The 23045-nt window shown below is 38.6% G+C and carries 16 protein-coding genes; 8 read left to right on the top strand and 8 right to left on the bottom strand.

Annotated features, from left to right (window positions below):
* Positions 1 to 4 precede the first annotated feature (4 nt).
* Complete coding sequence (locus tag AAEY55_RS00095) at positions 5 to 778, top strand: Zn-ribbon-containing protein (protein ID WP_350549520.1); 774 nt, start codon at positions 5 to 7, stop codon at positions 776 to 778.
* A gap of 97 nt (positions 779 to 875) precedes the next feature.
* On the opposite strand, the gene syd is transcribed toward AAEY55_RS00095, so the two are convergent.
* Positions 876 to 1415 (bottom strand): SecY-interacting protein, encoded by a 540-nt coding sequence (syd, locus tag AAEY55_RS00100; protein ID WP_089368970.1) that lies wholly within the window; start codon positions 1413 to 1415, stop codon positions 876 to 878.
* 59 nt (positions 1416 to 1474) lie between these two features.
* On the opposite strand from syd, the gene queF reads away from it, so the two are divergent.
* A complete protein-coding gene (gene queF, locus AAEY55_RS00105) occupies positions 1475 to 2320 on the top strand; it encodes an NADPH-dependent 7-cyano-7-deazaguanine reductase QueF (protein WP_011328638.1) in 846 nt (281 codons plus the stop codon).
* Positions 2321 to 2358: 38 nt separating this feature from the next.
* Here queF and AAEY55_RS00110 read toward each other — a convergent pair whose 3' ends face one another.
* The 3 genes from AAEY55_RS00110 to AAEY55_RS00120 form a co-directional block, all read right to left on the bottom strand.
* Complete coding sequence (locus tag AAEY55_RS00110; RefSeq protein WP_182677419.1) at positions 2359 to 3255, bottom strand: peptidylprolyl isomerase; 897 nt, start codon at positions 3253 to 3255, stop codon at positions 2359 to 2361.
* 90 nt (positions 3256 to 3345) lie between these two features.
* Complete coding sequence (locus AAEY55_RS00115) at positions 3346 to 7023, bottom strand: translocation/assembly module TamB domain-containing protein (RefSeq protein WP_182677421.1); 3678 nt, start codon at positions 7021 to 7023, stop codon at positions 3346 to 3348.
* The gene (locus tag AAEY55_RS00120; protein ID WP_041454736.1) at positions 7023 to 8750 is read right to left on the bottom strand and encodes an autotransporter assembly complex family protein; all 1728 of its coding nucleotides are present in this window, start codon (positions 8748 to 8750) and stop codon (positions 7023 to 7025) included. Before AAEY55_RS00120 ends, AAEY55_RS00115 begins: the two co-directional genes overlap by 1 nt.
* A gap of 201 nt (positions 8751 to 8951) precedes the next feature.
* Here AAEY55_RS00120 and AAEY55_RS00125 point away from each other — a divergent pair, with 201 nt between their 5' ends.
* Complete coding sequence (locus tag AAEY55_RS00125) at positions 8952 to 9287, top strand: ribonuclease E inhibitor RraB (RefSeq protein WP_011328642.1); 336 nt, start codon at positions 8952 to 8954, stop codon at positions 9285 to 9287.
* 36 nt (positions 9288 to 9323) lie between these two features.
* Here AAEY55_RS00125 and AAEY55_RS00130 read toward each other — a convergent pair whose 3' ends face one another.
* From AAEY55_RS00130 to AAEY55_RS00140, 3 genes are all read right to left on the bottom strand, one after another.
* The gene (locus AAEY55_RS00130; protein ID WP_350549525.1) at positions 9324 to 11075 is read right to left on the bottom strand and encodes a DEAD/DEAH box helicase; all 1752 of its coding nucleotides are present in this window, start codon (positions 11073 to 11075) and stop codon (positions 9324 to 9326) included.
* A 249-nt stretch (positions 11076 to 11324) separates the two neighbouring features.
* Positions 11325 to 13955: a TonB-dependent receptor gene (locus AAEY55_RS00135; protein WP_350549528.1), complete on the bottom strand. Its 2631-nt coding sequence runs from the start codon at positions 13953 to 13955 to the stop codon at positions 11325 to 11327.
* Positions 13956 to 14328: 373 nt separating this feature from the next.
* Positions 14329 to 16674, bottom strand: coding sequence for a DNA polymerase II (locus AAEY55_RS00140; RefSeq protein ID WP_350549531.1), 2346 nt, complete (start codon positions 16672 to 16674; stop codon positions 14329 to 14331).
* Between the two features lie 59 nt (positions 16675 to 16733).
* Here AAEY55_RS00140 and dinG point away from each other — a divergent pair, with 59 nt between their 5' ends.
* From dinG to AAEY55_RS00165, 5 genes are all read left to right on the top strand, one after another.
* Positions 16734 to 18809, top strand: a complete 2076-nt coding sequence (dinG, locus tag AAEY55_RS00145; RefSeq protein WP_350549534.1) for an ATP-dependent DNA helicase DinG — start codon at positions 16734 to 16736, stop codon at positions 18807 to 18809.
* A 2-nt stretch (positions 18810 to 18811) separates the two neighbouring features.
* Positions 18812 to 19588 (top strand): TSUP family transporter, encoded by a 777-nt coding sequence (locus AAEY55_RS00150; RefSeq protein WP_011328650.1) that lies wholly within the window; start codon positions 18812 to 18814, stop codon positions 19586 to 19588.
* A gap of 1 nt (position 19589) precedes the next feature.
* Complete coding sequence (locus AAEY55_RS00155) at positions 19590 to 20198, top strand: primosomal replication protein (RefSeq protein WP_086999300.1); 609 nt, start codon at positions 19590 to 19592, stop codon at positions 20196 to 20198.
* 140 nt (positions 20199 to 20338) lie between these two features.
* Complete coding sequence (locus tag AAEY55_RS00160; protein ID WP_089368542.1) at positions 20339 to 20614, top strand: late competence development ComFB family protein; 276 nt, start codon at positions 20339 to 20341, stop codon at positions 20612 to 20614.
* On the top strand, positions 20604 to 20765 hold the full coding sequence (locus AAEY55_RS00165) for a YbaM family protein (protein ID WP_080516815.1): 162 nt from the start codon (positions 20604 to 20606) through the stop codon (positions 20763 to 20765). The genes AAEY55_RS00160 and AAEY55_RS00165 overlap by 11 nt, the downstream gene beginning before the upstream one ends.
* Here the strand turns inward: AAEY55_RS00165 and AAEY55_RS00170 are convergent.
* Positions 20754 to 22946, bottom strand: coding sequence for an exonuclease domain-containing protein (locus tag AAEY55_RS00170; protein ID WP_192531565.1), 2193 nt, complete (start codon positions 22944 to 22946; stop codon positions 20754 to 20756). The genes AAEY55_RS00165 and AAEY55_RS00170 overlap by 12 nt on opposite strands.
* Positions 22947 to 23045: the final 99 nt, after the last annotated feature.

The following is a 23045-nucleotide window of genomic DNA, read 5'->3' on the forward strand; positions in this document are numbered from 1 at the left end:
ATAAATGTTCGTTGTTGATTTAACCTTTGATTGCTACCAAGACACCACTTTAGAGAAAGCCGAACAAGCTATTAATCGCTTGGTTAATGCGCTACGTTTTAATGGCCAAATAATGGGCGAAGAGTTTCCTACTGTTTTAAAAGATGGTTACTTTATTACCCGTGTTATGTGCCCAAACGAAGATGCTATGCACCCGCTTAACAATAGTCCATTTGTAAAACACAGCATTGAGCAATTGCACAGCGCTGGTTTACTTGCGCCAAAAGTAAAAATTATTGGTCAAGATATTCATTCTAATGGGTCTGATTGCTGCGCCGAGCCTTCTAGCTATATTTTATACACCACTTATGTGCATACTTGTAGCCCACTTTATTGTGGTGACGACTTTTTACCGGTACCGCTATTTCGGATCCCAGCAATTGCTAATGGTGATTATAAAACCTTAATTAAATGGCAGGAAGACTGGCAAGCCTGCGATCAAATTCAAATTAATGGCGCAACACGTTGTGAGTTTCCTGCTCTTGAAGAAATTTCGAGTATTAAAAGCGACTTATTCCGCCGCGGTAAAGACATTGCTAAACGAATTAGCTTTTTAACTAAAAAACCTGTGTATTACTATATATACCGCGTAGGTGGCACCGATAAAACTTCTGAACTAGAGCGTAAATGCCCAAGCTGTAATGGCGATTGGAGGTTACCTGAATCCTGGTTTGGATTATTTGATTTTAGGTGTGAGCCCTGCGCCTTAGTGTCTAACATATCGTGGGACTTTCAATAAGTTAAAGATATTATTAATGTATTAGCTCGATATTAAAATTAATTCCGAGCTAATACTTTACACTAAATCGTTTTAAGGTAATTAACGCCTGTTTTAATTAAACCTCAAGCGCTTGCAAAAATTCTTCTATATTGGCAGCAAGCACATGATGCGTTTTTTTGCCTACGTACTCTAAGCACACTTCACCGCTGTGCAATAACACACTTACTAACAAATCATCTTGTGCTGTTAACCCTATAAATACTGTTTCAGGTTGTTTAAGTTTACGCTTCATTAAAACGTGGCCAGTTATATTTTGTTGCAATAAATCAAAGTCATCGCTATTCCATGCCTGTAACAATTCAACTTGGTGACCATCAATACTAGCTTGAATATTGCCACCATACATATGCCCATAAAGCGCATTTAAACCACTTGGAAATGTAACATCCAACGCCTTAGCTAAATCATTAAGCGAGCCTGCAGGTTGCTGCAGCACAGCTTGCCACTGAATATTACCTTGTTGATCAACATTGCCTATTTCACATGGGCTTGGCCATTGCTCATCGTGCACCATAAGTGGATGTTTTTGCGTATTTTTTAGGGTTTTGTCATTAAACCTTTGGTGTAGCTGGGTTAACTGCAATACAACAGACATACTATGAAACTCATTTAAATTAGATATAATGCCGCTATTGTAACTATTTAAGGGCAAACATGACAGATTACAGCAATTCTCCCGACCTTAAAGGCAGTGTGTTAGGCCAATCAACTGAATATATAGATCAATATACTCCAAGCTTACTTTTTCCAATTGCACGCAAGCTAAATAGAGATGCTTTAAATATTGACGAAGCCGCTTTACCATTCAAAGGCCAAGACATTTGGACTGGTTACGAGCTGTCGTGGTTAAACGCCAAAGGCAAGCCGCAAGTCGCTATCGCTGTATTTACTTTTGCCTGCCAAAGCAGTCACCTTGTTGAATCTAAATCGTTTAAACTGTATTTAAATAGCTTTAACCAAACTCGATTTAACAGCCGTGATGAAGTAAAACAGCATTTAGTTAAAGATCTAACCGCAGTGGTTAACAGCTTAGTACAGGTAACTTTATACAATGCAGATGAGTATAACTGCCTTCCTTACACCCCATTACCTGGTGAGTGTATTGATGATTTAGATATCGAAATTGATAACTACGATATTGACGCTCATTCTCTAAAATCGCAAAGCAATAAAACGGTAACCGAAACCCTGCATAGCCACTTACTTAAGTCTAACTGCTTAATTACCTCACAACCCGATTGGGCAAGTGTAATTATTCGTTATACAGGTGAGCAAATATGTAGAGAGTCGTTACTGCGCTACTTAATTTCGTTTAGAACCCATAATGAGTTTCATGAACAATGCGTGGAGCGTATTTATAGCGATTTAAGCACTCAGCTCAGCATTAAAAATCTTGAAGTTTATGCTCGCTATACGCGCCGTGGTGGCCTTGATATAAATCCGTATCGCTCAACTCATAATAACGACACGCCATTTGCAGTTAAAATTAACCGCCAATAAGTGTTTATTGTAATAAAAAAGGAGCCTAGGCTCCTTTTTTATTCACTACGTTTGGTGGGAATAGCCACAGCGCACACGTCTATATAATTAGCTGTATGTACAAACCAAGGCTCAGAGCGATTTTTTCTTGCCGCAATTAGGTTTTTAAATGCCTGTGAGTTTGTTTTCATCACTTTAAAAACACTTTTATCACTATTATTAATGTCTTCAAGTACTTGAATATCAGTTATTGGGTTAAATTCTTTATCATTGCGAGCGGTACGCTCTAAGCGGTTAACATGCTCTATACCCTCAAGTACGCGTCCAAATACAGTGGTGTTTTTATCTAAATAACGTGGCGCTTGCCCTATAGTGATAAAGAATTCGGTGCTTGCACTATTTATATCGTTATCTCGCGCCATTGCAAATATGCCACTGCAATGTACTTGCCAAGTTTGGGTTTGTAGTGCGTTTTGAGCAACCGCAAAACCATTTAAAAAACCAGTTATAGGTGCATAACCATCACCTTCAAGGGCTGTAATTGCCAACGGGTGTTTAGTAGTTAAATAAAACTCGGCCAAAAGTGATTTATTTGCAGTCTTAATAATCTTTTTAGCACTGCTAGCACCACCTTGAGCTACAAATCCCTCAACAAAGCGATAAACACTCGTTCCTTGATAAAAGCCTTCTCGCGCAAGCTTTTTAATATTTTTTACATGCTGTGGAGCAAGCTGCGGATTAAGCTCAATATAAGTGGCGCCTGTGGGTAAGGTTATTTTTAAAATATTTTGCGAGTTAACCACTCGCCACTCGTCCTCGGCGGCTTTAGTAATAACGTCACTGGCAGTGTACTTTATTTTCGGCTCAACTTGTTGCGTGGTAATGCTTTGTTTATATTGTCCAGCACAGCCGTTTAATAACATCGCAGCGGCCACTGTTAACAGGTACTTTTTCATAAATTAGCGCCTTATTATTATAGTTTTACATTAGGGTCTTATCCTTAAGCTTGGTTATTACTTGCTAACATCTGCTTTAACCTGTAGTTATTAGTCCCAATCAAACTTATAAAGTATATCTACGTTTTGATATAGCCCACTGGTTATTTCGATATAAAACTGCGAAAGCAGCTGATAACGTATTGCCACTTCACTAAGGGAGTCAAAAATACCAACACTGTATTTTACTTGTAAGCTCGGTGCCACATAGCCTGATATTTCTACTTTTGTTTGCTCACCACTGCCTTTAGAGGTAAGGCTAACATCCGACAAACCAAACGTTTCACCCACTTTAGAAACCAGCCCTTCACTGCGGCTAACCCCCTGCGAAAGTAACAACTGAGTGAGCATAGCATCGGTGGAGCTATCGCCCTCGCCTAGTGGTTGGCCATTGAGTAAATAGGCCAAAGCTTGTGCCTGATCCATCGCTGGCTCCGAAAACACTTTTAGCCTGGGTTGCTCTACATTACCTGTAAGCGTTACCCCAGCAATAACACCATTGGCGGTGTTTTCGGGATTACGAATGGCTTTAATATTTAAGTAAGGCTGCTCTATTGAGCCACTAAAGCCAACCTGGCCGGTACGAATTAACAAATCTTGGCCAAATGCTAAGTATGTACCGTTTACTAACTTAAGCTCGCCTGTGGCAATAATAGGAGTTCCTTGGCTCATTTTAATCGCCAAATCGCCTTCTACTTTAGATTCTAGACCGAATGATTCAATTTTCACGTCATTTTTTACAATCAGTTTTAAATCTATATCGTAATCAAATGGCACTTTTTTAGTCGCTTTGGTTTTTTGATCAACGATTATTTCGTCATCGCTAACTTGCACAGCGCCCTCTGGCAGCTCTTCTATTTCAATTCGCCCATAAGGGACAATTACTTCACCCACAAGGTTTATTGCGTTGTTAGCCAAACCAATTTTTAAATCTGGAGATACTTTAAAAACGACTCCTTGCTGAGCACGTACATAAAATTGCTCACCTACTATTGCAACGTTAACGGCTGGTTGTTCACCTTGCCAATCTATGTCGCCATTTAATTTAATATTCCCGCCTTGGGGATCTGTTAAAAGGCCTTTAATTGTTGCTGTCGCTTTGTTAAATAAAATACTCACATTCGATTTTTCAAGTGCTATTGGTAGTTGCTCACCTTGTAAATTAATATCATCAATATTTACTTCACCTTCAAGGAGTGGCTCTTTTAATGTACCTGCTAATGCAATTTTACCGCTAATATTGCCTTTGAGCTGCTCAATAGTGTCTAAAAATGGCTGCAAGTTAGAAAATAATATTTTATCTATGTTTACATTACCGCTTAACGCTTGCGTGTTTTGTATGTCATCTACATTAATTTGGGTGGTAATTTCACCTAACACGCTAGAGTTTAAGTTAGCTGTTAATTTACCTGTTTGAGAATCAGTAAATGCATTCACACTAAGCGTTTCTATTGGTAAACGAAAGTTATCTTCTTCGGAATTGTATTTGGCTATTAAGTTATTTGAATTTAAAGAAGCGCGTAATGTTTTCAGCGCACTCGCTTGCCAGTTTGCAACAAATTCCCCTGTTAAAGCGCCTTCTGCACCAACATTATCAGGTAGTAAATGCTTTAGTTCCTCAAGTGCTAAATTGTTTAATTTAGCATTGAATTGACCTAACTGTTTATTTTGCGACAAAGTGTCGATACACAACTCACTTTGTGCAGATTGCCAGCAGTGCTTACTTACATCAAAATCGCCTGTTTGGGTGTTTACGTTAATTGTAATTTTTTTACTGTTGTTAAAGCTTAGCTTTTTATCGCTTAACTGCACATTGCTCAATGCACCTTGCCAAATCGCATTGGTAAGTTGACCATTAACTTCAAACTCAACTGCACCTTGTTGCGCATCAACAGATGCGGTAAGTTGATGATCTTTTTTATCCCCTGTTGCATCTATTTTTACACTGTTAATTTGTTGCTCAGCAACTAAAGCCGAACCAACATCTATTGCAATATTAGTTTGCCAATCGGCCGCTGTATCAAGATCAGCTTTAACAGATAACTTACTTATATTTATTTCATCAAAAATAAAACGTTCCAGCATTAATGCTAAGTCAACCGACGGTGTTAACCTTTGACCTCTAAGGGCTATATTGGCCTTACCATCTGCAATAAATGGCATATTAGCCTGCTCATCACTTTGTAGTGTTATATTGCCATCTACTAACCATTTGCTATCTATTTGGCCATTGAGTTCTAATTTATTTTTACCACTGCTTAAATAAAAACTATCAATATTAGCTTTTAATGCATTATCTAGCCTAAAGTTTGCGGCAAACTCTAATGGCACGTCGTTAAGTGTGCCGGTGAGTTTGGTATTATTCATTTTCAGTTGCCAAGTATCCGTTTGTGCATTAAATGAGCCTTTAAACTGCCCAGAAATATCACTCGTTACTGCATCTGTTAAGTATTGCGCTTTTAAATGCGATAGCGTCCCTGCAAAATCTGCTTGTATACCTTGTTGCCAGTTAACATTGGCATTTATTTTTGCAGTGCTGTCGTTGGCCTTAACCGACAATGTAGAAAGCTGTGCATGGGTAAGCGTGCCCGTTAATTGTGTGTTTAAATCAACGGCCGGGTACGCGCCTAACTGGCTCGTTGCAGTTAAACTAAGTTGATAGTCATCTGCGTTGCCCTGCGCACTTAAGTTAACCTTACGTAGCGTTAACTGCTCGCTTTGTGCGTCGATCAGCCACTGGTTTATTTTGCTTTTAACTGTAAATGGGTAGTTTGTTTGCTTTAAATTAGCATTGGCATTTAAACTAAGCGGAAATTGCCCTGTGGTTTCTAAATCAACATTTAAATTTGCCAAGTCGCCACTGAGTGATAAGTCAGCTTGGTGTAGCGGGCTTTTTAATACAATATGACCTTTTAGCGGCATATTACCTGCAAGCTCTGTGTTAAGTTGTGTATTTAATTGCCACTGCTGATAACGAGCCGCTAAAGAATATAAATTTATTTTGGCATCTTCTACAGTCATTTGCAGTGCTATATTTTCTATCTCATAGTCTTGTTCGCCCTGCTGTATAGCCACTTTATCAATATCAAACTGCTCAATGGTTATATCCAGTGGTGAAGTAAATTCGATATTAGGCAGTGCAGGAAGCTTCGTAATTGCCGTTGATGCTGTTTGTGATTGCTGGGATTGGGCTTGCTCTTTTAGCGTAACCAGTATTTTAGGTATGTTTAAGCTTTTTACTACAAGCTCTGATCCCATCGCTTTTGCCGATAACTTAAAGTTATCAACACGCACGTTGGCGCTTGGGTGTTCTAAAGTAAATACTTTTACAGCTATATTTTTAACAGCGATATTAAAAGGTAAGGTAATTTTAGTTAGTGGCTCAGATGGCTCTTCTGCAACTGCTTCAGTTGATTGCTCCAAAGTTAAGGCCATTGTATTAGCACTTAAATTATCAATGCAAATACCGTCGCACTGCCACCAAAATAAATTAAGCTTTAGTTGCTGGGCATTAAAATCTACCCCGTTATTGTTATACCTAACATTAAATACATCGTTATATAAAAACCGACCGTTTTTAATGTCAATATTTAAACCATCAACCAACTTGTTTGCACTATAAGCAATAAATTGATTACCGGGTGCAGTAAATAATATACAAAATACGGTTATTAGCAGTATGACTAAAACAGCACTGATACTTGCAGTTATTTTTTTAAATACAGTCATTAAATTTCAGGCCCTATAGTAATACTCAAACGGGTGCTTTTACTTTCTTTGGTAAGTCCCCAAGCGTGGTCAATTCTAACCGGACCTACAGGTGTTAAATAACGAAAACCAAAACCAGCACCTACTTCAAATCTATCCGAAAAATCATTGGTTGCAGTACCTCCATCTACAAATAAAGCAACCCGCCAATTTTGCGCAAACTGATAGTTGTATTCTGCAGTACCAGAGACTAAGTACTTACCCCCTATTAGCTGCCCTTCATCGTTTTCGGGTGAAATTGATTGATACGCAAAACCACGCACACTTTGATCGCCACCAGCAAAAAAGCGCAGTGAATACGGCACATTAGCTATATTATCGACCAACATGGCACCTAGGTTCGCTTTTAAAAACACTAAATGGCGGTCTAAATAAGTTCTCAGCCAAGCGTTTTGTAACTGCACGCGGATCAAATTAGTACTAGAGAGTACATCTTCTACGCCAAACTCTGCAGATATTAACCACTGTTCGCCCCAATAAGGGGTTGTTCCCCCTTTTGATTTTTTACGTGCATAACTAATACCCGGCATTAACATTTCACTGCTTTCTTCTTCGTCGTCACCTATTCTATATGTTTCATGGTCGCGGCGTATAAAAGCGGTACGCACCCAGTTATTATCAGTTAACCATTGGCGTTGTACTTGCCCGGTAAGTATTTCACTATAAATATTATTAGCTAATTCATCCTCAAGTTTATAACCAACCGAAAAACGCCATAAATCGTCATTAGGATCATCCTCTGGGATTGTATAAGCCATTGAAATATCTTGTTGTCGCTCAGACACATTTAAGTTACTTTCTAGGTAATGGCCATCTTGCGTTATCCATGGTTTACTCCATTTAAAGCGCACTTTGGGGCCTAAGTCGGTACTAAAGCCGCCACCCACTTCATAGCTATTTGCAGGTTTATGTAATACATCTACTTTTATAGGTACTTGGTTATTTTTACGTTCGGTTATATCTGCATATACTCGTACACTAGTAAAATAAGGAGTGCTTGATAAATCAAGATTATAATCGGCTATGTGGGTCGATTTATAAGGCTGCCCTTTGGCAAAAGGCGCTAAAGAACGAATATACTTTTCAGCAGGTGTATCGCTAGCAATTACAATATCGCCAAACTGATAACGCACCCCAGTTTCAATAATAAAAGTAACTTCTGCGCTATGTTTCCCCAAAGATACTTCTAGTTTACGCGCAGGCCATTTAGCGTCAAAATAACCTAGCTCTAACAGCATTGATTCTATTTTTTTATGCGCGCTGTCATAATGTCCGTGGTTTAAAATATCTCCCTGCTTTAGGGTAATATTATTAATTACTGCCAATAAAGCGGGGTCCTGCTTGCCAGCCCCCTTTACACTAATATTTATTGCAGCGATGCGAGTAGCTGGCCCTCGCTCAACTCTAACCACCAAATCACGCTCATCTTTATCAAAGTTAACCTCTACTTTAGGGCTGTAATACCCTAATGCTTTAATACTATTCTCGACTTGTTTTTTTGCATAGCGGCGCAGGGTCAAGGTCGGCTTTTCACCTATAAGTTGTTTTAAATAAAGCGCAACATTTTTTTCTAAATCGTCATTTATCCCTTTAATCTCATAATCTTCTATTACATTTTCAGAGGCAACAGACTGAGCACTCAGAAGAATGCAAAAAATAAACATGTAACGCAAAAACTGATTAAACAAGTAAATATCCTTACCTTTAATTCTTAAAATATAACGATGCATCAACTCTATAATATCATAGCCGTAATGAGCCTTACATTAACTTAATAGCTACCCAGTGACATAATATGCAATCTATAATATTAAAATTAGTACGCTTTAAGCGTTTATTTTGGTTACAATAGCCCTAACAAGTACACAATAATTTTAATGAGTTTTTTAATGCAATTTCCTGATGACGAAAATGGCCAACTTTTAGCTGAAATAGCCGCCGCTGGTATTGATTTAAGTAAAATGCACCAAGTCGATTTTTATATTTTATTTGAGCAACAAAGCGATGCAGAAAAGTTTGCCAAAGAAGTAGTAGCCGATACATTAGTACAGCATGCTGAACTCGAAAAATGCCAAGACACTGGCGTATGGGAAGTAATTACTCAAGTACAAATGGTTCCTGAGCACACTCTATTAGGCCAAGCTGAGCAATACATTGAAAGCATAGCTAATAACTTTAACGGTTACGGCGATGGTTGGGGATTAATGGACGCAGAAGAAGCTTAACCTGCATTGCCATACTAAATTATAAATCAGTTAAACCTAAGGGTTTAACTGATTAGCTTTTCTAAAACTGCCTTTATAATCAAATAGCTTATCTGCTACCTTCCAACCATATTTTTTACTTTTACGCGCAATTACAAAGTCGGGCGCAATTAAATCTAACTGTGCGTTAATTACCTGCTCTGCTGTTTTAAATTTTACGGGTGCTTGACCTTGGCCTACCCGCTTACCAAATTGCCGATTAAAAATATACGCCGCCCCTTTATTTGCAATATCGTAAACTTCGTCGCAACTTGCACCGTCTTCGTCAAAATACGTTACTTTAATCATCTCATTTTTAAGCTGCGTTACACTTAAACCACTACAGCGAAGTACGAGTGCATCTTTTAAGTTTAAAGCATTGCGTAATTTATCATCAGGGTCGGCCATCACCGCACCGCAATCATGGCATTTACGTGCGGCTATATCGTTTTGCGCACCACATTCATCACACTCTTTAAAGCGAAAACGATAATCGCACTGCTCTTTATTACCTTCATCATCTTCTAGCAAGCCCTTACAGCGCCTACCAAAGTGTTCAATAACCTTTCCTGTAGAGTCAGTTTTACCCCAATAAATATTAGCAAAGCCACAGCCAGGACAAAGCACTTGTACCGGCTCGTTATCGCTATCGCCTTTTTTATCGCCGACCTCAGGGTGAAACAAATCAAAACCATTTCCGGCATAATCGATCACCAAACAATCTGTTTTTGACTCGGCTAATCTAAGCCCTCTGCCGACAATTTGCTGGTATAAACTCACCGACTCAGTAGGGCGTAAAATAGCAATAAAATCAACATGAGGTGCATCAAACCCGGTGGTGAGTACCGATATATTAACCAGGTATTTTAATTGCTTGGCTTTAAATTGCTTAATTATTTTATCGCGTTCGCTATTAGGTGTGTCACCTGTAATTAAGGCGCTTTGCTGATGAGGTAAATAGCTTAAAATTTCTTCTGCGTGCATAACCGTAGCGGCAAAAATCATAATACCTTGACGACTTTCACTGTACTGCATTACTTGTTGTAAAATGGCTTGCGTTGCCCGTGCGCTGTTTTTTAGTAACGCATTCATATCCTCATTAGTATAACGGCCAAATGCGTCACTGGTTAACGCCGAAAAGTCGTAATGACTAATCGCCGCATCCACTTCATTGGGTGGCGTTAAATAGTTATGTTTGATCATATAGCGCAGCGGTAATTCAAAAATACAGCTTTTAAATGGGCTGTCTTTATTGCCCCGCACAAAACCATGATAGTGATGATGATAAATCCACCCCATACCTAACCGATAAGGCGTTGCCGTTAACCCTAATACTTTTAACTGCGGATTATGCGCTTGCAAGGCATTAATAACTTTACCGTATTGGCTTTTTTTATCACCATTAACTCTATGGCACTCATCAATTATTAACAGTGAATAATGCTCATTAAGCTGATCTAAATTACGCGATAGCGACTGCACACTAGCAAAAGTAACCTGATGGTTTAACGATTTTTCTTTTAATCCTGCCGAAAATATACTCGCCTCAAGCCCAAAGCTTTTATACTTTTGTGAGTTTTGCTCTACCAGCTCTTTTACATGCGCCAGTACTAATATTTTTTGTTTAGCTATACGCGCAAGCTCAGCAATTACCAAACTTTTACCCGCACCAGTAGGTAATACTATCACTGCGGGATCATTGGTTTTTCTAAAGTGTAAAACGGTACGTTCAACCGCCTCGATCTGATAAGGTCTTAGAGTGTAGGTCATGAGATAATTATTGAATTTGAAGTGATAGGAAGTTTAGGAAGTTTAGCAAGTTACAGGATGTAAGTCGCAGATTACTATAGTTGAGAGAGCGATACTTTAATAGTTAAGTCTCTATTAAGTTCACAGTTTTATCTGGGATCTATAAGATAAAAACATTATTTATAAAAAGCACTGAGTATTTCAATACTCAGTGCTTTATTTAAAAGTATTAAACTTGCGTTTAACATTTAATTATAAGAAATGATTTATCTAAAAGTTTTGTTCAATTTTGAAAAATATACTTCTACCTAGTACATCATATAATGATGTAGAGGCATCACGATAACCTCTAAAACCGTCATACCACTGAGGTGCTTCTTTATCAAACACATTATTAACACCAAGAACTACTTTGCCATTCCAATCATGACTATAAGAAACTTGGATATTATGTTTAATATAGCTTGGAATATTGGCTAGGCTTGCATTACCAAACTCATCTGCTCCCGATTCTTGATCACCAATGTAATAAGTTGTCCATGCTGCGCCAAGATCTCCATTTTTCCAATCAAGTGTCGCGTTACCACGAAGCTCAGGGTAATCTTGCAGACCTGCATAGTCAAATGGATCAGCACCTTCTTCAGTTACTTCAACATAGTCTTTGACATAGCTCATTTCACCTTTAAGTGCAAAAGTACCAACATCAGATTCGAACATATAAGCGGTTTTGAAATCAAAGCCTGAAGTTTTGAGGCTTGCCATATTTTGATCAAAACTATACATAGTATCGATTTTACCTGTGTTAGGGTCACGTACAATCGCTGGAATGCTGCCATTGTCTTGCTCATCTTTTAATAAACGTGCAACACTGATTGCTGCAATACGATTATTTAAAGTAATATCGTAATATGAAAGCTCGACAGATAAATTATCAGTAACATTCCAAACAAAGCCAGTTGTAAATGAGTCACCTTCTTCTGGCTCTAAATCTGGATTACCACCGAACCACGTTTTATGTTGTTGTGATCCATTTGGGTTACAGTAAATTGCATCAGAACCAGCATTACCTTGTGTGTCACACCAAAGAGTATCATATGATTTTTCAAAGCTAAGCGATTGGCTAGAAAACATCTCGCCCATATTTGGAGCTCTAAATGACTCACCCCAGCTAGCTCTTACTAAAAGCTCATCCATCGGACGCCAAGCAATACCAATTTGTGGTGCAACATTATTGAACTCACCACTTACAAACTGAGAACCTACGTCACCTTCTTGTTCATATTTGTCATAACGAATAGCAGCGTTTATATCAATATTAAACGGTAAGCTTGCTTGAATTTCTGTGTATACAGAAGTACGGTTGCGATCCGCATTAACATCATCACCACCTGAACCACCTGAAATTCCACCTAGAGCAGACTGTGGATCACTATTTTGATTGAATTCTACTTTTTCATATTCCGCACCTACAACACCAGCAATAGAAATATCGCCATTATCAAATAATGTAGTCGATGCTAATGTATCAAATTGCGTACTAAGAAATCTCGCCTGATACACGCCTGTATGGGCAGCTTGACCATACAAATCTTTCATGCCTGCATCCCAATCAGTAAAACTTGCTCCTCCAGTATTAAAAACATCGTATTCACCAGAGTCTATTAACTTTTGAACCACAGAATCATTTATTAAATTGGTTCCAAACGAATTTGTAGTTGAACGACTATGTTGTATGTTAAACTCCCAATCAATACCATGTCCAATATTGCTAAAACCAACAATCCCACCCAAGAAATCAATAGTATTAATTTCTGTACGTGTATCACGATCACCAAGATTAGCTGAACGCATATAAAGTGTTAAATCCTCACCAGCTGGGTTCATTGGATTAGACGCAGCCATCGTAGGGTAAGTAGTTGAAACAGGAGTTCCCGCATAACGTGAATCTGTTTCAGAAAAAGATGCACTTGCACGGCCTCTGAACTTAATATCTTCTGCTAGTTCATAATTAAAATTAGAAAGTACTGAGTTCTGTACTACATCACCAAATAATTTAGTAACCTCACCATAATTATATAAACAACGCCCACCTGAATTAACAGTATTATTAGCTTCGGCACACATATCAGAGTTTGAAACCCAACCACTAGCGCCAACACCATTTGGTACAGAACTAAATGATGAATAATCTCCATACGTTGGATCGTCTAATTTCCAGATATCTTTATCGAATACTGAATCAGCTTCGTAGTATTCGTATGATAGTGTAATGTTACCTTTGTCACCTGCATAACCAGAACTAATATTGAAACGGTTAGTATCACCGCCTTCTACGCTTGGAAGCTCTGTATCATAAGAAAAGCTTAAACCGTTAAAGTCTTTTTTAGTAATAATGTTAATAACACCAGCAACCGCATCAGAACCATAAACTGCTGATGCACCTTCACGTAAAATCTCAATACGTTCAACAATAGCCATTGGGATACGTGATGTATCCGCCGCTGCACCTGAAGATGAACTTGTGCCTGGCATACGGCGACCATCAAGTAAAACTAGAGTATATTGCGCACCAAGACCACGCATATTGATATTACTAGTAGCTGCTGCGCCATTACCGTAACCAGACATACCACGCCAAGAACCAAAGCTATTAACTGAGGTGTTATTTAAAACATCAGCAACAGATGCTTCACCCGAAAGTTGTAAATCAGCCGCAGTAATAACTGTTACTGGTGACGCAGTTTCCATATCAACTTGTTTGATACGTGATCCTGTAACCTCTACACGTTCAATCTTTTCTTTTTTCTCAGCAGCAAAAGAACTAGCTGAAAATATAGCAGTTGAAGCCGCACTAAAAGCAATCGCTAAGCGAACAGCTTTTGAAACTTTATTATTTAACATTTGATTCTCCCAAGAATACTATTTTATTTTTTTATATTTAATCATCTGATTACGAATAAACAATGATTATGCAACCAATGATAATACTATGAGAACAGAAAGGTCAACATAAAATTAACTTTAAGTGACCTGTCATTATCATATATCACACTTAATCACCGCTATTAGTACTGGCCGTTTACAAAAAGTCTTTTGGTAAGTGCGATACAAATTAAAAAATAAAAATAACCCATTGTTTTTAAAGTAGTTTACTTCAGTGTTATTTTCGACTGTAGTTTAATTGAAATCATACTTGTTAACTTTCGGCATGTGAATTTTTGTAAACAGTTTATTTAATCAGTTTCACACTTTGATTTTTTACTGATTATTAAGCTTAAAACAAGGTGCTTTGGGTTGAGTTTGGCTGTACGCCAAGTGCGCTTAGAATCATATCGGCAACAGGTTCTAGCTGCCGCTGTATATAAAGAGGGTAATTGAGGGTGTTATTTGCATTGTAAATTTCAGCGCCATTAATAGCATAAACATATTCTATTATTTGGCCGCGCTTTACATCAAAGTCGGGGTTATTCGCTTTATATTTTTTTACTGCTTGCACATGCGGGGGAATATTTTTTACATAGTCACTTAAATTTTGGCCTAAACGTTTACGGTATATAAGTTTTTTATCAAACTCCCCTGCGTATAGTTTTTTAGTGTAGCTTTTTATAATGTCGTTTAATTGCTCTATTTTAAATTGTTGATCAAATAATGTTTTAAAAAGTTCAGTTTGAAACTCTTGAGCAAACTGGGTCCAATCGCTGCGCACGGTTTCCATTCCTTTAAAAATGAGCTGCTTGGCGTTGTTTTTATCAATTTGGCCAACGTAACGTTTTTTTGAGCCTATTTTTTTTCCTCTTATGGTAGGCATAAAAAACGGGCTGTAATGGGTTTCAAACTCTATTTCTAAATAACTGGTCAACAAAAAGCGAGTTTTAATGCTATCAGACCAGCGTTTGTTAATAATTTGCATCACATCATTGCCTATTTCATTGCAATCTGTAGCATTTAAGCGCTCATTTACTTTTACAAATATTGAATCTGTGTCGCCATAAATAACCTCATAACCCAGCTCTTCAATCCATTTTCGGGTGGTTTGCATGATTTCGTGTCCCCTCAGTGTAATTGAACTTGAGAGCCTTGGATCGTAAAACCGGCAACCTTTAGAGCCTAATACGCCATACAAGCTGTTCATTATTATTTTTATTGCCTGAGAAAGCATTGGCTGGTTGGTGTCTTTGGCTTTTTGGCGAGTACGGGTTAAGTGCTTAATTAATTTGGGTAGGTGATGCAGCTCGCGTGAAAATAGTGCGTCGTTAAACCCTGCTACCGCGCTTTCGGGAGAGTTTAGCCCCTCTATAAGGCCTAATGGATCAATACAAAAAGTGCGCATAATTGACGGATACAAGCTTTTAAAGTCGAGCACTAATACATTTTCATATAACCCAGGAGTCGACTCCATTACATAACCGCCCGGGCTTTCAAACGATAAGCCATGATCGCCTAAATTAGGTGCAATATAGCCACTGCGATGTAATAAGGGTAAATATAGGTTGGTAAATGCAGCTACCGAGCCGCCCATACGCTCTAGTTCAAGCCCCGTAAGTTGAGTTCTTACTATGGCAAATTCAAATAGCTTTAACTTAACAAAAATTCTATTTACTAATATACAGTCTTGGCGGTTATAAGCGGCAAGAGCGAGCTTGTCGTGATTAAATTGACGAATAATTTCGCTAAGGCGATTATCTGCTTGAATTAACTTAGACTCGCCCAGCACTTTATGAGAAATATTAGCTAACGAATAACTATCAAAATGATAAGTGGCATTTTTTAGTGTATCTATACCATCTATTACGCTGCGCCCGGGTAAAGTAAGCCGGGTGTAATGACCCGTTCTAATTGTTAAAGGTTGTTGATCTCTACCTAGATTAAGCACCAGTCCTAATGCTTCTGCGCGCGCGTTAAGTACGCTAAAATCAAATTCGATTACATTCCAACCCACAATCACATCCGGATCGTTACTAGTAATGTAGCGCTGTAATTTTTGCAGTAGATTTATTTCATCAGCGCACCAGTCAATATTAAATGTGTTACTGTGAGGCTGTGGCTCACCAATCATTAATACGCAATCGAGGCCATTACCAACTAATCCAACAGAGAACAACACGCCTTCTGCGTTACATTCTATATCTAATGAAAGCGACGCGAGCTGTGGCGTATAGTTTGGATTAGCTTTTAGTTTTGCTTGAGTAATTTCGATAAAGCCATTTTTTTGTAGCGCCTCTCCAGTTACCCACACTCCTCCTTTAATAAAGCGCTCCATTAAAAATCGGTCGCTGTGGCGAATATCCCCTTCGTATATATTTATTTGCTCCTCAAGCTGGGCTCTTGCTTTATAAAGGCTACTACTGTCGTTAAAATAGCAGGCTGTGCAGTCAACACCACTAAAGTGGCGCATATTAACCGCTTTAAAACTTACCTTTATTTTGGCTTTGGCTAATAACGTTTGTGCAAGAGGAAGTTGTTGTTGCGCAATAAAAAATACGGCTTGCTGGTTTTCAACAACCACCTTTATAGGCCCAGACTCAGAGCTTAACCAATAACACAAAGTAAGGCCCTGCCTGTTTTTAGACGAGTATTGTTGCCTTGATAAAATAAAGCCCTGATAGATTGCTTGTGTCAATGTCCGATCCCACTTAATATATACACTGTAATTATATACATACTTTAGGTAATCATCACATGCTATCGAGCTCATTAAAAAAAACTATTAGGCAAGTACATCAGCATGTGGCTAATAACCTAAGTGATTACCGCCCGCGTAGCAGCCAAAATTACTTAGTTGCCGAAATAGCAAAAACGCTAGCAGGTGAATATCACAAAAAACAACGTATTTGCGTTATAGAAGCAGGTACAGGCACGGGCAAGTCTCTGGCATATTGTTTAGGCGCTTTGCCACTTGCGCTAGCACAAAAAAAGAAATTAGTTATTTCAACCGCCACAGTTGCGCTGCAAGAGCAGTTAATAGCCAAAGAGTTACCTTTTTTTAAAAAGCATTCAGGGCTTAGTTTTAAGTTTGATTTAGTAAAAGGTCGCCAGCGATATATTTGCGCTCATAAACTACACAATGCGGTTAACGGTGATAGTCAAACACAAATGGAATTTATGCCTACGCTTAGCTCCCCTTTAAGCGTAATGGAAACCAAATGTTTAAATGATCTTTACACCGCTTATACAACTAAAAAATGGCAAGGCGACAGAGATAGCTGGGCCGACACGGTTCCCGATAAAGTATGGGGATTAATAGCCTGCGATAAACATTCGTGCCAGCGCCAAATGAAAGCGCATCAAACCTGCCCGTTTCAGCTTGCCCGCCAGCAATTAATGCAAATGGATGTACTGGTGATCAACCACTCTTTATTGCTTGCAGATTTAGACTTAGGCGGGGGTAAAATTTTACCCGAACCCGACAACACTATTTATGTAATTGATGAAGCACACCACTTAGCACACATCACTCGCGACTTTTCATCAGCGGCGGCGACAATAAAAGGCACTATAGAGTGGCTCGATAAGCTCACTAAATTTAGCGGCAAAATGGCTAAAGTAATAGTGGGTCAAAAGGCGATAGGACAAAACTTTAAGCTTTGCGATAGCATTAACGACGCCAACAAAGATTTAAAAGTAGTACGCGACATTCTCGATAATGCTGACTTTGAATATTCAAAAGATGATACTTACAGGTTCGAAAATGGCGAAATTCCACAGTCACTACACAGTAAAGCCAAAGATATAAGCGAAGCCACGCAAGATGCACTGCGCTGCTTAAGTAAAATGCATGACACGCTAACCCAAGATGTAAGCGACGGCGATATAAAACCCTACGTAGCCGACCCTATTTTAGGCGAGAGCGGGCAATACATAAATCGTTTAGAGCAATTAAATAAGCTGTGGTTTAGCTATGCAAATAAAGGTGAAGGCACACCCCATGCTAGGTGGATAAAGCGCCTTGAGTATAAAAACCACCATGACCATTTATTAAGCGACTGCCCTATTGAAGTAGGTTACTACTTAAAAGACAAGCTATGGAGCGAGTGCGCGGGCGCAGTTTTATGCTCGGCTACATTAAGTGCTTTAGGCTCGTTTGATCATTTTGCTTACGAAGCAGGCCTGGCCAAAGAGGAAGGCGTTAAATTTATTAAAGTGCCCTCGCCTTTCGACTACCCTAATCAAGCAACTTTGCGTATTCCGGTTTCTAAAATTGAACCAACCGATAAAGCATTTAGCGATCACTTAGCCAATACTCTACCTGAGTATTTAGACACCAAAAAAGCCAACCTAGTATTATTTGCTTCTTATTGGCAAATGGACCATGTATCAAAGTTTCTTAGAACAAAAGGTTTTAACTTATTAGTACAAGGCGAAATGTCGCGTGAGGCAATGCTTAAATTACATACTAAAAATATTGATGAAGGCAAAGGTAGCATTTTATTTGGCACTCAAAGCCTATCAGAAGGTCTTGATTTACCAGGAAAATACCTAGAGAATCTAATAATTACAAAAATTCCTTTTGCCGTACCCACCTCGCCAATTGAAGAAGCGCAAGCCGAGTTTGTACAAAGTAAAGGCGGCAATCCTTTTTTATCAATAACCGTTCCCGATGCGGCAAAGAAATTGGTACAAAGCTGTGGTAGACTGCTGCGTAAAGAAAGCGATGCTGGCTGTATAACTATTCTCGATAGGCGCTTGATCACTAAGCGATACGGCAAAGCAATGCTCGACACCTTACCTCCTTTTAAAAGACAGATAGATTATTAATAATGTTTGAACTTGCACTCGATCCAACAACCTGGGCTATTTTATGTGCCGTTGCACTTGCCGCAGGTTTTATTGACGCCATCGCCGGTGGTGGTGGTATGTTAACGGTTCCTGCTTTATTAACAGCAGGCTTACCACCGCATTTAACGCTTGGCACAAATAAATTAGCCGCAAGCTTTGGCTCTTTAACTGCAAGTTATACTTATTATAAAAAAGACTTATTTAACCCTAAGTTTTGGCTAGCCTCTATTTTTGCCACCGCCATTGGCGCATTAATAGGCACTTTAATAGTTGATCATTTAAGTATCGACTTCTTAAATAAATTATTACCTATAATTATAATTGTTGTAGCCTGTTATAGCTTGTTTGGTAGTTTAAGTACCACAGAGGGAAGTGAGCTACCTAAGCTTACGCAAACAATGAAAATAAAGCAGTGGCTGCAAGGCTTAAGCTTAGGTTTTTTTGATGGCTTAGCAGGACCAGGTACAGGCACCTTTTGGACCGCCTCAAACGGCATGCTATATAAAATGAACCTACTGCTAAATTGTGGTTTATCGCGCTCAATGAACTTTGTGTCTAACTTTATTTCACTTATTACTTTTGTAGCATTAGGCCATGTTAACTTTTTACTGGGTATTACTATGGGCTTTTTTATCATGCTAGGCGCATGGTTTGGCGCGCATTCAGCAATACGCTTTGGCAGCAAGTTTATTCGCCCAGTATTTAATACTATGGTTATATTATTAGCACTAAAACTTATTTACGAGGCTTACTTTTAATATGCACTCACCCGCTTTTGATAAACTACGCCAACAAGTTGCAACCTTAAAGCAGCAAGCCGAGCAATTTGATAAAGCCAAACTGTTTTCTAAAAACCGTTATATGCAAGCGCAACCAAGCTTATTTGACCGTGCTGTTTTTAGTACTAAAAGTATGAACCTAGCCGACTATGTAACCGAAATAGAAGACGAAGTATCGTCTTTACCACCAAGTGAGCATCGCCATGCATACACCTATGCACTTGAGCGTATAGCAACACAAGTACAAGCTGTGTTTAATGTTATTAAATCAACCCCTATTTGGATAAAAGAAAATAAAAGTCACTATAAACCGCGCCCCAAACAAGCTGTTTATAAACAAGCCGTGCAACAAGTAATACAATCATCTCATGAGCTTTATGACGAACTTAAACAAAATCACGAATTTGAACGCCGATTATTACTAATGATTGAAGAGCGTAAAATGCAAATGGATAAAGCAACCCCGGCTAAAGCACAAAAGCTAAATATGGAAATATTAACAACGCATGCACGCTTAGGCCGCTGTAGAAAAGCGATTTCGGCCACCGAAGAAAAAATACAACGTGTAGAAAAACAACAACTTCGCTAAACACTTTAAGTATGTTTTACAATACCAATCAAGCCACTAACTAATTAACCGTTAATAAATAGCTGTAAAACTACACCCTCGATTTATACTGCACCTTGGTATAAACTCAATTAAATGGATTAAAAACGAGCGAGTGGAATATGCAATTACACGAAGATATACATAACTTTTATGAAAAATTTGTTTTAGAAGAAATAATTAATCGCAAACTTAATGAGCAGTATACTGATGATGTAATGGCCGATTTTTGCTGTACTGTTTTAAATCAACTGCCTGCGCGCTATATTCGCTCCGACGTAGATATGGCCTATTATTTATCACAAACAGAGCGTATGCATATGCAACAGCGAGTGCAAACAGCCATTGATGTAGCAATTAGCCAAATTGCAAAAAAGAAACCTCAGCATGAGCAATAATCTACAACAAGCACCAACCCATATAAAACTCGCAGTCGATTTAATTATGCTACTAGAGCAACACGACGTTGCTCCTGATGAAGTACTTAAAGCACTCGAAATAGTAAAAATCGACTTTGAAAAAAAGCAGAGTAATAAGCTAGCTTTGTGATTTTTGAATTAACAGTAACAACTGCGCTGTGGCGGTTGCATCGGCAAGCGCTCGGTGATGGCTAGTTAAGTTTAAATTAAAGTGCTTTGACAAATTACCCAACGAGTACGACTTTAAGCCCGCAAAGGCTTTACGCGATTCCACCACAGTGCACAACTTGGGCATTTTAAAAGGCACCTTTGCCATTTCGCATTCTTTTTTAATAAACCCGTAGTCAAAGTTAACATTGTGCGCAACAAAAATGCTTCCCGCTAATTTAGCCATTAAAGGTTTTACTATATCTGCAAATACTGGCGCATTACTTACCATGCTATCGCTAATACCGGTTAACGACGTGATAAACCCAGGTATATGTCGCTGTGGGTTAACTAAAGTAGTCCAGGTATCGATTACTTTGCCATGCTGTACTTTAACTAAGCCAATTTCGGTTATTTTGTTACCGCCTTTTAATGCGCCTGTCGTTTCTAAATCAACTACGCTGTAAATGCGGTTGGGATCTATAAACCATTTAACAACGGCTATATGTACCTCAAAACCACTGCTCTTTAAGTTATCTATAGTCGTTAATTGATTTCGCCTTAGCTTGTCGCCTGGGGCTTTTACTTCTTCAAAATGTACTTTGCCGTTATGGATAACCATTAAGTCGGGGTAGCCGTCTTTTAGCTGTAAATAATGTTTACTCATATTAGTTAAGTGAGTAATTAACGCCTCAATTGGGCTATTTAAAATCAGCGCTTCTAGTGGTTGTAATAACTCGTTATGCCATTTAAATAAACCGTTAGGTTGATCAAAGTATTGCGCTGCATTTTTACATACTAATTTAAGTAATGCCTGAGGTGTTTGGCACTGTGCTAAGCGCTCATTTATTTGCGCTGGTTGCGCTGCATAAAAATTACCAAGCCTTAATACTTGCGGATAAATATCAAACTCATTGCATAGCGGATAAGGGGTATCAATAAATAATTCGTGCCAAAATACTAAACAAAACAAACTTTGCCACAATGTGTTTTCGGTATTAAATACCTGCATACCTTGGCCAGTGTAATAATCGTTTACGCCTTGCTCTACTTCACCTCGGTATAATTCGTCAATTTCGAGTACGCACTGAGTGTCAGCAAGCATAGTGCTTAAACGCGAACGCGTTTGCTTATTAAATTTACGCATTAAAAAGTCGTCAGCAAAGTACAGTAAATCATCCGTTAGCGGATTTTCAATAATGGCTTCTAAGCGTGCTTTTACCCACTGTTTATTACCAAGCCTGTATTGCTCTCTTATTTGAATTTCGTGTGCTTCGCTATCATCAACACACCCTTCAAGTAAACTAAAAGCAAGTTCGCTATTGGTGTTTTTTAACTGTTTAAAAAGCTGTACTAATAACTTATTTTTAAGCGCAACAGCTATTGCACCATACGCAGCTTGCACTAGAACCTGCGGCGCTAAAGCAACGTAATCGTTCTCATCAGTTATATTTTTAAATGCTAATCGGTAACGGTTTAATAAATAGTTTGATTGCGCCTCGGCCTTCGTTTCAAAGCGCGATAAGCTCTCGCTATGCCCTTCACGCGTAGCGGTTAAACCTAAATCTCGCATTACAAAACGGTTTTGATGATTCACATCACCACTGCTTAGTTTACCTGCAAATAAAAACTCAAAATACTCATAATAATCGCTGCGGTTATTAATTACATACTGGCTATAAAGCGGTGCAAGCTCGTGCGGGCAGCTTTTAAAAAACTCACGGGCAATATCCACCAGCGCGCCTTTAGCGGCGCTCTTTTTATAGCTTATTTGTTCGTCGTAATTACTTAGTAACTCTAGTAAAGCAGGTTTGGTTAAGTGCGCCAAAAGCTGTGAATAATGCTGCTCGTTCGGCTCAAATAAAATACCTGCTTTTTTTAGCGTATAAATAGCCTGATGCGGCGAGGTTATTTCTTCATAAGTGAGGGACTGCGCTTGTACTAAATAGGGTTTGCGCGAATACACGCGCGCCAACATACACTGGCTTTGCTCATCAAGCTGATTAATCTTATTAATAAATTCGCTGTGCTTGGGCTCAAGTAAATGCATACATTTACTTGTTACAAACTCAATAAGCTCTCTAAAATGCGCTAAATAGTATTTTGCTGGTAATTCTTTTTTCATAACATTGCCATAGCTGTATATAAAAACAGTATCTAGCATTTATGCTTATTATTCAATCTTAAAGTTGTAACCAGTAATGCTTTGAGTTACCAGGCGTTAATTAGGATAAGATTTAGCACCATTAATAGTGCTAATAAT

This window comes from Pseudoalteromonas sp. 120-MNA-CIBAN-0494 (assembly GCF_040308885.1).
GTDB lineage: Bacteria > Pseudomonadota > Gammaproteobacteria > Enterobacterales > Alteromonadaceae > Pseudoalteromonas > Pseudoalteromonas nigrifaciens.